General features: G+C 68.0%; 12 protein-coding genes. 8 read left to right on the top strand and 4 right to left on the bottom strand.

Annotated elements, in window-relative coordinates; translation table 11 throughout:
- Positions 1 to 27: 27 nt before the first annotated feature.
- From LCHO_RS04255 to pcaF, 8 genes are read left to right on the top strand one after another with little or no spacing between them, the layout of a single operon-like run.
- Positions 28 to 1,704 carry a pyrroloquinoline quinone-dependent dehydrogenase gene (locus LCHO_RS04255; protein ID WP_012345885.1) on the top strand — a complete coding sequence of 559 codons (1,677 nt, stop codon included), beginning with the start codon at positions 28 to 30 and terminating at the stop codon, positions 1,702 to 1,704.
- Positions 1,705 to 1,707: 3 nt separating this feature from the next.
- Entirely contained in the window at positions 1,708 to 2,067 is a 360-nt protein-coding gene (locus tag LCHO_RS04250) for a c-type cytochrome (RefSeq protein ID WP_012345884.1), read from the top strand.
- Between the two features lie 18 nt (positions 2,068 to 2,085).
- Positions 2,086 to 3,672, top strand: coding sequence for a pyrroloquinoline quinone-dependent dehydrogenase (locus LCHO_RS04245; protein ID WP_012345883.1), 1,587 nt, complete (start codon positions 2,086 to 2,088; stop codon positions 3,670 to 3,672).
- A gap of 16 nt (positions 3,673 to 3,688) precedes the next feature.
- Entirely contained in the window at positions 3,689 to 4,045 is a 357-nt protein-coding gene (locus LCHO_RS21930; RefSeq protein WP_190274833.1) for a c-type cytochrome, read from the top strand.
- A 28-nt stretch (positions 4,046 to 4,073) separates the two neighbouring features.
- Complete coding sequence (locus LCHO_RS04235; RefSeq protein ID WP_012345881.1) at positions 4,074 to 5,234, top strand: acyl-CoA dehydrogenase family protein; 1,161 nt, start codon at positions 4,074 to 4,076, stop codon at positions 5,232 to 5,234.
- A 6-nt stretch (positions 5,235 to 5,240) separates the two neighbouring features.
- Positions 5,241 to 6,488 carry a CaiB/BaiF CoA transferase family protein gene (locus LCHO_RS04230; RefSeq protein WP_012345880.1) on the top strand — a complete coding sequence of 416 codons (1,248 nt, stop codon included), beginning with the start codon at positions 5,241 to 5,243 and terminating at the stop codon, positions 6,486 to 6,488.
- Between the two features lie 28 nt (positions 6,489 to 6,516).
- Entirely contained in the window at positions 6,517 to 8,580 is a 2,064-nt protein-coding gene (locus tag LCHO_RS04225; protein WP_012345879.1) for a 3-hydroxyacyl-CoA dehydrogenase NAD-binding domain-containing protein, read from the top strand.
- A 57-nt stretch (positions 8,581 to 8,637) separates the two neighbouring features.
- Positions 8,638 to 9,840: a 3-oxoadipyl-CoA thiolase gene (gene pcaF, locus LCHO_RS04220; protein WP_012345878.1), complete on the top strand. Its 1,203-nt coding sequence runs from the start codon at positions 8,638 to 8,640 to the stop codon at positions 9,838 to 9,840.
- Between the two features lie 19 nt (positions 9,841 to 9,859).
- Here pcaF and LCHO_RS04215 read toward each other — a convergent pair whose 3' ends face one another.
- From LCHO_RS04215 to iolG, 4 genes are all read right to left on the bottom strand, one after another.
- Positions 9,860 to 11,083 (bottom strand): sugar ABC transporter permease, encoded by a 1,224-nt coding sequence (locus LCHO_RS04215; protein ID WP_012345877.1) that lies wholly within the window; start codon positions 11,081 to 11,083, stop codon positions 9,860 to 9,862.
- Positions 11,084 to 11,109: 26 nt separating this feature from the next.
- Positions 11,110 to 11,925, bottom strand: a complete 816-nt coding sequence (locus LCHO_RS04210) for an ATP-binding cassette domain-containing protein (RefSeq protein WP_012345876.1) — start codon at positions 11,923 to 11,925, stop codon at positions 11,110 to 11,112.
- 64 nt (positions 11,926 to 11,989) lie between these two features.
- Entirely contained in the window at positions 11,990 to 13,057 is a 1,068-nt protein-coding gene (locus LCHO_RS04205) for an ABC transporter substrate-binding protein (RefSeq protein ID WP_012345875.1), read from the bottom strand.
- A 119-nt stretch (positions 13,058 to 13,176) separates the two neighbouring features.
- On the bottom strand, positions 13,177 to 14,172 hold the full coding sequence (gene iolG / locus LCHO_RS04200; protein ID WP_012345874.1) for an inositol 2-dehydrogenase: 996 nt from the start codon (positions 14,170 to 14,172) through the stop codon (positions 13,177 to 13,179).
- Between the last annotated feature and the right edge of the window lie 2 nt (positions 14,173 to 14,174).

Here is a 14,174-nt window from a genome sequence, read left to right as displayed (position 1 = left end):
TGAGCCGTCCAGCAGGAGACACGTGTCATGCAAGTACGAAAAATGAAGTTCGCCCGTGCGATCGGCGTGATGGCGGCATTGGCCGTCACGACGATCGGCACGATGGTCTCGGCCGCCACCGGCCCGGGCTACGACGATCCGACCAACTGGCCGCAATACCACCGCAGCTACAACGCCTGGCGCTTCAGCCCGCTCGACCAGATCAACAAGGCCAACGTCAAGCGCATGCACGTGGCCTGGATCCATCAGCCCGGCGCGGTCACGCATGGCCTGCAGGCCACGCCGATCGTGATCGACGGCGTGATGTATTCGATCGCCGCCGACAACAACGTCTTCGCGCTGAACGCGGCGACCGGCGCGGTGCTGTGGCGCTACACGCCCAAGCTCGATCCGGTCGTGCGCGAGGTCTTTTACGGCTCGGCCAGCCGCGGCGTGACCGTGGGCCGCGGCAAGGTCTACATCGGCTCGCTCGACGGCCGCTTCATCGCGCTGGACCAGAAGACCGGCAAGGAGCTGTGGAGCACCCAGCTCACCAACATGCGCGCCGAAGGCGGCGCCCTGTTCTCGTCGCCGCCCCAGCTCGCGGGCAACACCCTGTTCGGCGGCACCACCGGTGGCGACCAGCCGATCATCGGCAAGATCTACGCCGTCAACGCCGACACCGGCGAGCGCACCTGGACCTTCGAGATCCCGCGCGACGACCCCAAGAGCTGGCCCGGCGACAGCCGCAAGCGCGGCGGCGGCTCGGCCTGGCTGCCGGGCACCTACGACCCGACTTCCGACACGATCTACATCGGCACCAGCAACGCATCGCCCGACTTCAACCGCGACGATCGCATGGGCGACAACCTCTACACCGCGACGGTGCTGGCGCTCGATGCCAAGTCCGGCAAGGTCAAGTGGCACCGACAGGAGGTGCCCAACGACACCTGGGACTTCGATGCCGCGTACGAGTCTCTGCTCGTTCCCAGCACCGACGGCAAGTCGGCGCTCGTCCACCTCAACAAGAACGGCTTTGTCTACGTGATGGACAAGGACAACGGTTCGATGTTGAACGCGTGGCAGTACACCGAGAACATGAACTGGGCCAAGGGCGTCGATCCGAAGACCGGTCTGCCGATCGAGCCCAACTACCCGGAAACCGGCAAGACCAAGCTGCATTGCCCGAACCTGCTCGGCGCCCGCAGCTGGAACCACGGCGCCTACAACCCCGGCACCAAGCTCTGGTACTCGCACGGCATGGAGGTCTGCAACCACGTGACCAGCGCCAAGCAGGAGCCGGTGATGGGCATCAGCTCGCTGACGCTGGGCCTGTCAGACATCCGCCTGACCGACCCGCCCGGCAAGAAGGCCGACGGCTGGCTCGGGGCTTTCGATCCGATCACGGGCAAGCAGGCCTGGAAGGTACGCTTCGAGATGCCACCGCTGAGCTCGGTGCTGGCCACCGGCGGCGGCCTGGTCATCACGGGTGACATGCGCGGCGTGCTCTACGCCTTTGACGCCGACAACGGCCGGGAGCTGTGGCGCTTCAACGCCGGCTCCGGTGCACGTGGCGGCCCGATCAGCTACTCGGTCAACGGCAAGCAGTACATCGCCATCCCGACCGGCCTGGGCTCGCACGCACCGGGCTTCCTGACCGGTGCCTTCCCGCAGATCCGCGACCTGCCCGGCGGCTCGGCGCTGATGGTCTTTTCGGTGGACTGAACGATGCGAAACAGGTCATTGCGGACCGGCGCGCTGCTGAGCCTGATGGCACTGGGAACGGTGGCGCAGGCGGCCCAGGCCGCCGCGCCCTTCGATCTCGGCGAACCGTCGCGCATCGACGCCGGCAAGCGCCGCTTCGGCAGCACCTGCGCGGCCTACTGCCACGGTTCGGAGGGGGCCGGTGGCCGCGCACCGGCCTTCAAGGGCAACACGCAGCTGACACCCGAAGACGCCTTCAGGACCATCACCGAAGGACGCCGTGGCATCGACATCATGCCGCCCTGGGGCAGCACGTTTTCGTCCGAACAGATCTGGGAGCTGGTGGCCTACATCCAGCACCTGTCGCGCCAGCCGGCGCCCTGACGACACATGAGAAAGCACATGAACCCATTCAAGTTGAATGCCCTGCGCCTGGCTGCCCTAGCCACCGTGCTGGGCGCCAGCCCGCTGACGGCCGTACATGCGGCCAACGGCCTGGCCGAAGACCCGGAGCAGAACGACACCGCCTGGCCGTCCTACAACCAGGACTACGCCGGCCAGCGCTACTCGACGCTCAAGCAGATCGACACCAAGAACGTCGACAAGCTCAAGGAGATCTGCCGCATCGAGCTGTCCGACGGCGGCTCGCTGCAGAGCGGCCCGATCCTGGTCGATGGCACGATCTACATCACGACCGCGCTCGACACCTTTGCGATCGATCCGACCAGCTGCAAGCAGGTCTGGAAGAACACGCGCAAGCCGGTTGCACACATGCCGTTCGTGGTCAACCGCGGCGCCACCTACGCCGACGGCATGATCATCCGCGGCACGCCCGACGGCCACCTGATCGCGCTCGACGCCAAGACCGGCGCGCAGGTCTGGGACCACCAGATCACCGACACCAGCTACGGCGAATTTGCGTCGGCCGCGCCGCTGGCCTGGCAGGGCGTGGTCTACATGGGCGTGGCCGGCAGCGACTGGGGCATGCGCGGACGCGTGCTCGCCATCGACGCCAAGACCGGCCGCGAGCTGTGGCGCTTCAACACCATCCCGCGCGGCAACGACGTCGGCGCCGAGACCTGGAAGAACAAGTCCTCCGCGCTGATCGGCGGCGGCGGCGTCTGGGGTGCGTTTTCGCTCGACGTGCGCGACGGCGAGCTGTTCGTCAGCGTCGGCAATCCGGCACAGGACTTTTTGCCCGACACCCGCCCGGGTGACAACCTCTTCACCAACTCGCTGGTGGTGCTGGACGCCCGCACCGGCGGCATCAAGTGGTGGTATCAGGCGGTCAAGAACGACCCCTGGGATTACGACCTCGCATCGGCCGCCGTGCTGTACCAGTCGAAGAAGGGTTATCGCGACCTGGTCGCCGTCGCCGGCAAGGATGGCTACATCCACGGTGTGGATCGCCTGACGCGCAAGCGCATCTTCAAGACCGCCGTGACGACGCAGTTCAAGCAGGACAAGGCGCCCACCACGGCCGGCTCGAAGCACTGCCCCGGCAACATCGGCGGCGTCGAATGGAACGGCCCGGCCTACGACGTGGCCCAGCATCAGCTGACCGTCGGTGCGGTCGACTGGTGCTTCATCTCCACCAAGACCGGCCCCGACTACGTGCGCGGCCAGTTGCGCTTCGGCGGCAAGACCACGCCGGTGCCCGGCGACAAGGCCAGCGGCTGGGTCACCGCGGTCGATGCCGACACGGGCGCGGTGAAGTGGAAGCACCACACCGAGGCCCCGGTGGTCGCGGCCGTGACGCCCACCGCCGGCGGCGTGACCTTTGCCGGCGACACCGGCGGCACCTTCCTGGCGCTGGACAGCGCCTCGGGCAAGGTGCTGATGAGCAAGAAGATGGACGGCGCGCTCGGCGGCGGCATCATCACCTACTCGCAGAAGGGCAGCCAGTTCGTCGCCATCACCACGGGCAACATCTCGCGCCTGACCTTCGGTGGCGACGGCAATCCGAGCCTGGTGGTCTTCGGCTTGTGAGCGGGCAGTGAGCGGCTTGTTTCACCCCCATCTGATCGCCGTTGGCCTGTTGGCGGCGATCGGCCTTGGCAGCCCGGCCCGGGCGCAGGACAGCGATGCGGCCGCCGCCACAGGTGCGGTGCCGGCCATCGCTGGCGAGCCCGACCTGGCCAAGGGTCGGCGCGCCTATCAGCGCAACTGCGCGGTCTGCCACGGCCCGCGCGGCGAGGGTGGTCTGGGCCCGCCGATGCAGGGCCTTGCCACCCGGCTGTCGGCTGACGAGATCACCCGGCAGCTCAAATCACCGCGCGGCTCGATGCCACGCCTGTATCCCGCGCCGATCGACGACCGGCTGCTGCTCGATCTGCAGGCCTATCTGCTGCAGCTGCGCTAGCCTCACCGTTTTCTGAAGGAATGCATCGATGTCATTGGACGAACAGACGTTCACCCTGCTCAAGGACAGCGTTCAACGCTTCATCCGCGATCGGCTGGTGCCGGCCGAGAACCATGTCGAGGAGCACGACGAGGTACCCGCCGACATCATTGCCGACATGAAGGAGCTGGGCCTCTTCGGCATCTCCATCCCGGAGGAATATGGCGGCATCGGCTTGTCGATGGCACAGGAATGCGAAGTCGCCTACGAGCTGGGCCAGACCGCGCTGGCGTTCCGCTCCGTCGTGGGCACCAACATCGGCATCGGCTCGCAGGGCATCCTGATGGATGGCACGGCCGCGCAGAAGGAGACCTACCTGCCGCGCATCGCCAGCGGCGACCTGATCGTCTCGTTCGCGCTCACCGAGCCCGACGCCGGATCCGACGCCGGTGCGCTCAAGACCCGCGGAGTCATCGACGGCGACGACTACCTGCTCGACGGCACCAAGCGCTACATCACCAACGCAACCCGCGCGGGCGCCTTCACGCTGATGGCGCGCACCGACGGGCCGGGCACCGCCGGCATCTCGGCCTTCATCGTGCCGGCCGATGCCGCGGGCCTGAGCCTGGGCAAGCCCGACAAGAAGATGGGCCAGCGCGGCACCAAGACCTGCGACGTCAACCTCGACAACGTGCGGGTGCCGGCCGCCAACATCATCGGCGGCGTGCCGGGCCGGGGCTTCAAGACCGCGATGAAGGTGCTCGATCGCGGCCGGCTGCACGTGTCTGCCCTGGCCTGCGGCATGGCGCAGCGCATCCTGCAGGAGAGCATCGCCTATGCGCAGCAGCGCCGCCAGTTCGGCCAGCGCATCGGCGACTTCCAGCTGATCCAGGCCATGCTGGCCGACAGCCAGGCGGAACTGCTGGCAGGCTGGGCGATGGTCCAGGCCACCGCGCGCCGCTACGACGAACGAGCCGCCGGTCGCACCGACCCGGACGTCGGCATGCAGGCCTCGTGCACCAAGCTCTTCACGACCGAGATGGTCGGCCGGGTGGCCGATCGCGGCGTGCAGATCCACGGCGGCGCGGGCTACATCAACGAGTACAAGGTCGAGCGCTTCTACCGCGACGTGCGCCTGCTGCGCCTGTACGAAGGCACCAGCCAGATCCAGCAGCTCATCATCGGCAAGCACCTGATGCGACAGGCCTGAACCGACATGTCGAACTCCCCCGCATCGACCCCAGGCGGCGCGCTCGGCGGGCTGCGCATCCTCGACCTCACCCGCGTGCTCGCCGGCCCCTGGTGCACGCAGACCCTGGCCGACCTGGGCGCGGACGTCATCAAGATCGAGCGCCCCGGCGCCGGCGACGACACCCGTCACTGGGGCCCGCCCTATGCGAAGGACGAAGCCGGCCACGACACGCACGAAGCCGCCTACTTCCTCGCCGTGAACCGAAACAAGCGCTCGGTCACACTCGACATCGCGAGCGAGGCGGGGCAAGCGCTGATCCGGCGCCTGGTGCCGCAGTGCGACGTGCTGGTCGAGAACTACAAGGTCGGCGACATGGCACGCTACGGGCTGGATTACGACAGCCTGAGCGCCCTGCATCCGGGCCTCGTCTACTGCTCGATCACCGGCTTCGGCCAGACAGGGCCTTACGCACCGCGCCCCGGCTACGACTTCATCGTGCAGGGCATGGGCGGCTTCATGAGCGTGACCGGCGAACGCGACGGCGCGCCCGGTGGCGGGCCGCAGAAGGCCGGCGTCGCGATTGCCGACCTGGCCACCGGCGCCCATGCCGTGATCGCGATCCTGGCGGCCCTGCGTCACCGCGACCGCACCGGCGAAGGTCAATACCTCGACATCGGCTTGCTCGACGTTCAGGTGTCGCTGATGGCGAACATGGCGAGCAACTACCTCGCCACCGACCGGGCGCCCGTGCGCTGGGGCAACGCCCATCCCAACATCGTCCCGTACCAGGTGTTCAAGGTGGCCGACGGCTGGGTCATCGTGGCCTGCGGCAACGACCACCAGTTCGGCAAGCTCGTCGACGCGGGCCAGCGCCCCGAACTGGCCACCGACCCGCGCTTCGCCACCAACCCTGCGCGGGTGCGCCATCGCGAGCAACTGGTGGCATTGCTGGAACCCATGATGTTGACGCGCTCCCGCGATGCCTGGATCGCGACGCTCGAAGAGGTCGGCGTGCCGTGCGGGCCGATCAACGATCTGGCCGACGTCTTCGCCGATCCGCAGGTCATCGCGCGGCAGATGCGGCTGGACATGCCACATCCGACCGCCGGCCAGGTCAGCGTGCCGGCCAGCGCGCTCAAGCTCTCGGCCACGCCGGTGAGCTATCGACGTGCGCCGCCGCTGCTGGGCGAGCACACCGCCGAAGTCCTGAAGGAACTGGCGTCGCAGACGGACGCCGATCTCGACGGCCTGAAGGCAAGATCCATCATCTGAAGCCAGCGCCATCTTGAGCATCCCCGACATGAAATTCCAGGATCACGCAGAGGGCGGCGTCACCGTCATCACCCTCGACAACCCACCGCTCAACAGCCTCGGCCACGTGCTGCGCTCGCGCATCGTCGCAGCGATCGAGGTTGCCGAGGTCGACCCCGCCGTGCGCGCCATCGTGCTCACCGGCAGCCCCCGCGCCTTCTCGGCCGGCGCTGATGTGAGCGAGTTCGGCACGCCGCGACAGATGGCCGAGCCGATCTTGCGCAGCGTGCTCGAACGCATCCGCATCTGCACCAAACCCGTCGTCGCCGCGCTCGACGGCGTGGCGCTGGGCGGTGGGCTGGAGCTGGCCCTGGCCTGCCATGCCCGCGTCGCGCTCGGCCAGGCCCGGGTCGGCCTGCCGGAGATCACGCTGGGCCTGATCCCGGGCTCGGGCGGCACCCAGCGCCTGCCGCGCCTGGCCGGCATCGACCTCGCGCTGACGCTGATGCAGGGTGGCGCGCCGATGGCTGCGGCACAGCTCGCCAGCACCAGCCTGTTCGACCGGGTCGTCGACGACGGCCTGATCGAAGCGGCCGCCGATGTGGCCCGCCAGTTGGCAGATGCCGGCGCACCCTGGCCGCACGCCGACCGGCTGAACCTCGATGCCGAATACGTCGCCACGAAGGTGTCGCTGGCCCGGCAACGCCTCAACGCGCGGCAACGCCTGCAGCCGGCCTACGGCGCCCTGCTCGATGCCATCGGCGCGTCGGCAGGCCCGATCGACGCGGGCCTGGCGCTGGAACGCGCGCGCTTTCTCGGCCTGATCGGCACGACCGAGGCGCAGGCGCTGCGCTACCAGTTCAAGGCCGAACGCGACAGCCATCGCCTGCCCGACACACTGCAGGTCGAGCCGCGCAAGGTGGCCACCGTGGCGGTGATCGGTGCTGGCACGATGGGGGCCGGCATCGCGATCTGCGCTCTTGATGCCACGCTCGACGTGATCCTGCTCGAACAGGATGAAACCGCGCTCGCGCGCGGACGCCAGCGTATCGCCGACCACTACGCCGGCCGTGTCGCCGCTGGCAAGCTCGGCGCGGCAGTTGCCGACGCGGCGCAGGCCCGGCTGACCGGCACCTGCGACTGGCAGGCGCTGGCACGCGCCGATGTCGTGATCGAGGCTGTGTTCGAGGAACTGTCGGTCAAGCAGGATGTCTTCCGCCGCCTCGATGCCGTCGCGCGCCCGGGCGCCGTGCTGGCCACCAACACGTCCTACCTCGACATCGACGCGATCGCCGCTGTCACATCACGCCCGCAGGACGTGCTGGGTCTGCACTTCTTCAGCCCGGCCCAGGTCATGAAGCTGCTGGAGGTGATCCGTGGCGCACACACGAGCCCGGACGCCATGGCCACCGCGATGACACTCGGCCGCACGCTGCGCAAGGTGCCGGTGCTGTGCGGCAACGCCTTCGGCTTCATCGGCAACCGCATCTACAACGCCTACCGGCGGCAATGCGAGTTCATGCTCGAAGACGGCGCCTGGCCCGAAGAGGTCGATCAGGCCCTGACGGACTTCGGCTTCGCGATGGGCCCTTTCGCGGTCGCCGACCTGTCGGGCCTCGACATTGCCTGGCGCATGCGCCGCGCACAGGCGGCCACGCGCGATCCACGCGAGCGCCATGTGCCGGTGCTCGAACAGCTCTGCGAACAGGGCCGGCTCGGCCAGAAAAGCGGCGCGGGCTATTACCGCTACGCCGATGGCAAACGCGCGCAGACGACTGACGACACCGTGCATGACCTGATCGTGCAGGCGAGCGCCGCACGCGGCATCCAGCGCCGCACGCTGGCCCCGCAAGAGATCCAGCGCCGCGCCCTGCTCGCGATGGTCAACGAGGCGGCCTGCCTGTACGCCGATGGCGTGGCGACCCGGCCGAGCGACATCGACGTCGTGCTGGTGCAGGGCTACGGCTTCCCGCGCTGGCAGGGCGGCCCCGTGTTCTGGGCTCGACAGCAGGACCGCGAGCGCCTGGGCGCCGACCTGCGCTGCCTCGTCGAGGCCGGCGGCCACGGCATGCGCCTGGCCGATGACACGATGCTGGCGCGACTGCTGGACTGAACCGACCGGCGCACCCGCGGTGCGCCACCCTGCCACACGACGGACCCTTTCCCCGACATGACCCACGCCTACATCTGCGACGCCATCCGCACCCCCTTCGGCCGCTACGGCGGCGCGCTGTCGTCGGTGCGCGCCGACGACCTCGGCGCGATCCCGATCGCCGCGCTGATGGCGCGCAACCCCGGCGTCGACTGGGCCCAGATCACCGACGTGCTCTACGGCTGCGCGAATCAGGCCGGCGAGGACAACCGCAACGTCGCGCGCATGTCCGCGCTGCTGGCCGGCCTGCCGCTGGACGTGCCGGGTTCGACCATCAATCGCCTGTGCGGCTCGGGCATGGACGCGATCGGCTCGGCCGCACGCGCCATCAAGGCCGGCGAGGCGGGGCTGATGATCGCCGGCGGCGTCGAGAGCATGAGCCGCGCGCCGTTCGTGATGCCCAAGGCCGAATCGGCCTTCAGCCGCAGCAACGCGGTCTACGACACCACCATCGGCTGGCGCTTCGTCAACAAGCTGATGAAGGCGCAATACGGCGTCGACTCGATGCCCGAGACGGCCGAGAACGTGGCGACCGATTTCGGCATCGACCGCGCCTCGCAGGACCGCATGGCGCTGGCCTCGCAGTTGAAAGCGGTGGCGGCGCAGAAGTCCGGGTTCTTCGACGCCGAGATCTGCCCGGTGACGATTCCGCAGAAGAAGGGCGATCCGATCGTCGTCTCCAAGGACGAACACCCACGCGAGACCAGCCTCGAATCGCTCGCCAAGCTCAAGGGCGTCGTGCGCCCCGACGGCAGCGTGACAGCCGGCAACGCCAGCGGCGTCAACGACGGCGCCTGCGCGCTGCTGCTGGCCAGCGACACCGCCGCGGCGTTGAACGGCCTGACGCCACGCGCCCGCGTGGTCGGCATGGCCACCGCCGGCGTAGCCCCGCGCATCATGGGTTTCGGCCCGGCACCGGCCACCCGCAAGGTGCTGGCGCTGACCGGCCTGCGGCTCGACCAGATGGACGTCATCGAGTTGAACGAAGCCTTCGCCGCGCAAGGCCTGGCGGTGCTGCGTGACCTCGGCCTGGCCGACGACGATGCACGCGTCAATCCGAACGGCGGCGCGATCGCGCTCGGCCATCCGCTGGGCGCCAGCGGCGCGCGGCTGGTGACCACGGCGATCAACCAGCTGCACCGCATCGGCGGGCGCTACGCGCTGTGCACGATGTGCATCGGCGTCGGCCAAGGCATCGCGCTGATCGTCGAGCGCGTCTGAGCTCAGGCCCAGGGGGACGTCAGAAGGCCTGTTGCCCCGTGGCCTTCTCGATCAGCTTGTCGATCGAGACCGCCAGCACCAGCAGCATGCCGGTGACGATCAAGCGGATCTCGTTTTCCACGCCCATCAGGTTCAGGCCGTTCTGGACCGTGCCGATGACCAGCGCGCCCAGCAGCGCAGCATGCACCGAGCCGCGCCCGCCGAACAGGCTGACACCACCGATCACGGCCGCAGCGATCGACTCCAGCAGCAGCGTGCCGCCGCCGATGCCACCACCCGAGAACACGCCCACGCCCAGGGTGCGTGAAGCAGCCAGCACACCGGCGATCGCTGCCACGGCACCGGCAATCCCGAAGGCCGCCATCTTGATCCGGCCGACATTGACGCCGGTGCGGCGGGCCGCTTCGTCGTTGTTGCCGACCGCGTAGAGGTAGAGACCGAACTGGGTCTCCTTGAGCACGTAGCCGCCCAGGCCCAGCATCGCCGCGAAGATCAGCACCAGCAGGGGCACGCCCTGGTGCGCGTTGAGCACGGCGATGACGCCCACACCCAGCAGGGTTCCGCCCAGCAGCGGAGCAACCAGTCCCGACAGCATCGACACCGGCAGGCCGACGCGTCGGCGCCGCCAGGCATTCGAGACGGTGATGCCGACGTAGATCAGCAGTCCGGCGACCAGCAGGGCCCAGGCCCAGACGCCTTCGATGCGGGTCTGCGCGATCTGCTCGATGCCCGAACCCATCAGGCCATAACGCGCCGTCGGCGGCAGCAGCAGCAGTTGAGCGCCATTGAGCGCCAGGCCCAGGCCGAGTGTGACGACGAACGACGGCACGCCGACATAGGTCATCCAGCGCGCCGACAGGCAGCCGATCACGGCGCCGGCTGCGACGGCCGCTGCCACCGCGGTCCACGGCGAGAAGCCGAACTCGACGATCAGCTTGGCCATCAGCACGGCGGTGACGCCGTTGATGGCGGCCACCGACAGGTCGATTTCCTTGACCAGCAGCACGAACATCAGGCCCAGGGCCATGATGCCGACCACCGTGCTCTGCAGCAGCAGGTTGGACAGGTTCTGGGGCGACAGGAAGACGTCGCTCTGGATCGCGAAGAAGATCCACAGCGCGACGAGGCCGATGACCACGGGCAATGCGCGCAGATCGGTGGCCAGGAGTTCGCCGAAGGTACGGCGCTTGGGCGGCGGCGGGAAGGTGCCGGAATCGATCGGGGCAGACAGAACTTGTGCCATTTGTATCTCCTTGGATTGCACGAGCCTCAGCCCGCCAGATTCACGCTCTCGTTGCCGCCGACCATGGCGTTCACGACTTGCTCGCCAGTGACTTCACTGGACTTGAAGCTGGCCGTGTTGGCACCGAGTCGCATGACTTCGATGCGGTCGGTGGACTTGACGACGAAGTGGTGGATGTCGTGGCTGACCACCACGATCCCCAGGCCTTCGTCGGCCAGCGTGCGGATCAGCTTGGACACCTGCTCGGCGGCCGAGTGACTCAGCGCCGCGGTCGGCTCGTCGAGGATCAGCAGCTTGGGGGTCCACAGGATCGACCGGGCGATGGCGATGTTCTGCCGTTGCCCACCCGACATCGCGCCCACCGGGCGGCTCAGGGAGAGGTTTCCCAGTCGCATGCGGGTCATGACCTCGCGCGCCCGGATTTCGCATTCGGCACGATTGATGCGCCGGCCGAACCAACCGGACCCGGTCAGCTCGCGCCCCAGGAACAGGTTCTGCACCGCATCGAGGTTGTTGCAGAGGGACAGGTCCTGGTAGACCGTCTGGATGCCGTAGCCGGTCGCATCCGACGGGCTGTTGATCTTGGCGGGTTTGCCGTCGATCTCGTAGTCGCCCGTATCGAACCCGTGCACGCCCGCCATGACCTTGACGAAAGTCGACTTGCCCGCGCCGTTGTCACCGACCAGGGCGACCACTTCGCCCGCGTGAACCTCGACCGATGCGCCACGCAGCGCCCTGACGGAGCCGAACGACTTCGTGATGTTCCGCATTGAAATCAGCGGCGTGCCCTTGCTGCCTTTGGCAGAGCCGGCGCCGGCGGAGTCTGCAATCTTCTCAGTCATGATGGACCTCTCGGAAAAAATTGGGGCGGCGAGACTGCCACCCCTTGGGCTGCTCGCCCAGGTCTTACTTGTTGGCCTGGCAGACCGGCGTGTTCTGGATGCCCTGGCAGATCTGCGGCCAGGTCCAGACACCGGCCTTGACCACGTCGGACAGGTTGGCGGCGGTGATGTTGCTCACCGGCAGGAAGACCGCCGGCACGTCCATGAACTTGTTGTTCACCTTGCCGTTGATCAGGTTCTTGGGCACACCCTTGCCGCCCAGCAGCGAGGCAACGACGTCGGCGGCGTAGGTGGCCTCGACCTTCAGGTCTTTCAGGACCGAGTTGTCCTGCCAGCCCATGGCGATGTAGCGCAGCGCCTCGACCGTGGCGTCCTGGCCGCCGGTCACCAGCTTCTGGCCGGGCTTGTAGCCCTGGCTGATCAGGGCCGCGACCGAGCCGCCGGTGGTGCCGTCGTTCATGCCGAGGAAGACGTCGACATCACCCTTGTTGCGGGTCAGGCAGTCTTCGGCAAACGACTGGGCCTTCACCGGGTCCCAGTTCTCGGTGTACTGCTCGCAGACCACCTTGACCTTGCCCGACGCGATCAGCGGCTTCAGGAACTCGTTCTGGCCGGCTTCGTACTGGCCGGTGCCGTATTCGCCCTGGTTGCCCTTGATGCGCGCCACCTTGACGACCGGCTTGTTGATCTTGCTGATCAGCTCGGCCGCACGCTTGCCCTGGGCCTGGCCCACCGACAGCGAATCGAACACCACGTGGGCATCGGCCTTGCCGCCGACGGCGTCGTGGTCGTACAGCACGACCGGCACCTTGGCGGCAGCGGCGGCAGCCAGGCTGCCCGCCGACAGGTTGGCGTCGGCCGACGTGTAGACGATCACCTTGGCGCCCTGTGAGATCGCATCTTCGACCAGGCGCTGCTGGCGCGACGGATCGCCCTGGGCGTTCTGCACGATCACCTTGGCCTGCGGGGCCTTCTTCTTCAGCGCGTCGATGAAGAAGGGTGCGTCGCGGCTTTCGAAGCGGATGGTGGTGGCGTTGGGCAGCAGGAAGAAGACCTTGTCTTCGGCCATGGCCGAGGTGGCCGTGCTGGCGAGGATCGATGCGGCGAGGGCGCCAAGGATGTGCTGTTTCATGGTTGTCTCCAGAGGTATGGGGTGCGCACTTGGACGGAGCAGGCACGAGTCGACCTGAACCCCGGGCCGGCCCCCGGGGTTTGGAAGGGAAAGAGAAGCGGAAGGGAGCGGGAAGTGGCTTAGACGGCCACGGCGCGGCCGGTCTTGACCGACTCGATCGCGGCCTCGGCCAGGCGCAGCGCCTGACGGCCATCCCACGGGCTGGTGGGCATGGCGGTGCCGGCGTCGAGCGCCTTCAGGAAGGCGTCGAGCTCGTTGCGGTAGGCGTCGGTGTAGCGCTGCAGGAAGAAGTTCAGCAGCGGCGGCAGCGCTTCGGTTTCGTGGGCGTTGTAGCGGCGCACGGTGCTGGGCCGCAGGTTGTCGTTCATCAGCATGCCCTTGGCGCCGAGGATCTCGAAGCGCTGGTCGTAGCCGTAGCTCGCTTCGCGGCAGCAGTTGATGTGGCACTGCTTGCCCGAGGCGGTCTGCATGATGACCATCAGGGTGTCGTAGTCGTCGAACTCTTCCATCAGCGCCGGATCGACCACGCGGCTGGCCTTGGCGTAGACCTCGACCGGCTCTTCGCCCAACAGGAAGCGCGCCATGTCGAAGTCGTGGATGGCCATGTCGCGGAAGATGCCGCCCGAGTGCGCCACGTAGTCGCGCGGGGGCAGGCCGGGGTCGCGGCTGGAGATGATGACCTGGCGCACCTCGCCGATGTCGCCGGCGTCGATGGCACGGCGCAGCTCGATGTTGCTGGGGTCGAAGCGGCGGTTGAAGGCCATCATGACCTTGGCGCCCAGTTCCTTCAGTTCGGCCACGGCGGCGTCGGCCTTGGCCAGGTCGTTGTCGACCGGCTTCTCGCACAGCACGGCCTTGCCGGCGCGGGCGGCCAGCAGCATCAGGTAGGCGTGCGTGTCCGACGGCGTGCCGATGACGACCGCGTCGATGTCGGCGCGGGCAATGGTGGCTTCGGCATCGGTCGACGCTTCACAGCCGAGCTTGTCGGCCAGCTTGCGGGCCGATGCGTCGATCGGATCGACCACGGCGACCAGCTTGGCGAGCGGGTTGGCGGCAACATTAGCGGCGTGGATCTGGCCAATGCGGCCGGCGCCCAGAACAGCGACTCGAATCATGG

This window comes from Leptothrix cholodnii SP-6, from assembly GCF_000019785.1.
Taxonomy (GTDB): domain Bacteria; phylum Pseudomonadota; class Gammaproteobacteria; order Burkholderiales; family Burkholderiaceae_C; genus Sphaerotilus; species Sphaerotilus cholodnii.
Note: the sequence above shows the minus strand (reverse complement) of the source record. Positions and strands in the feature narration are given on the sequence as shown.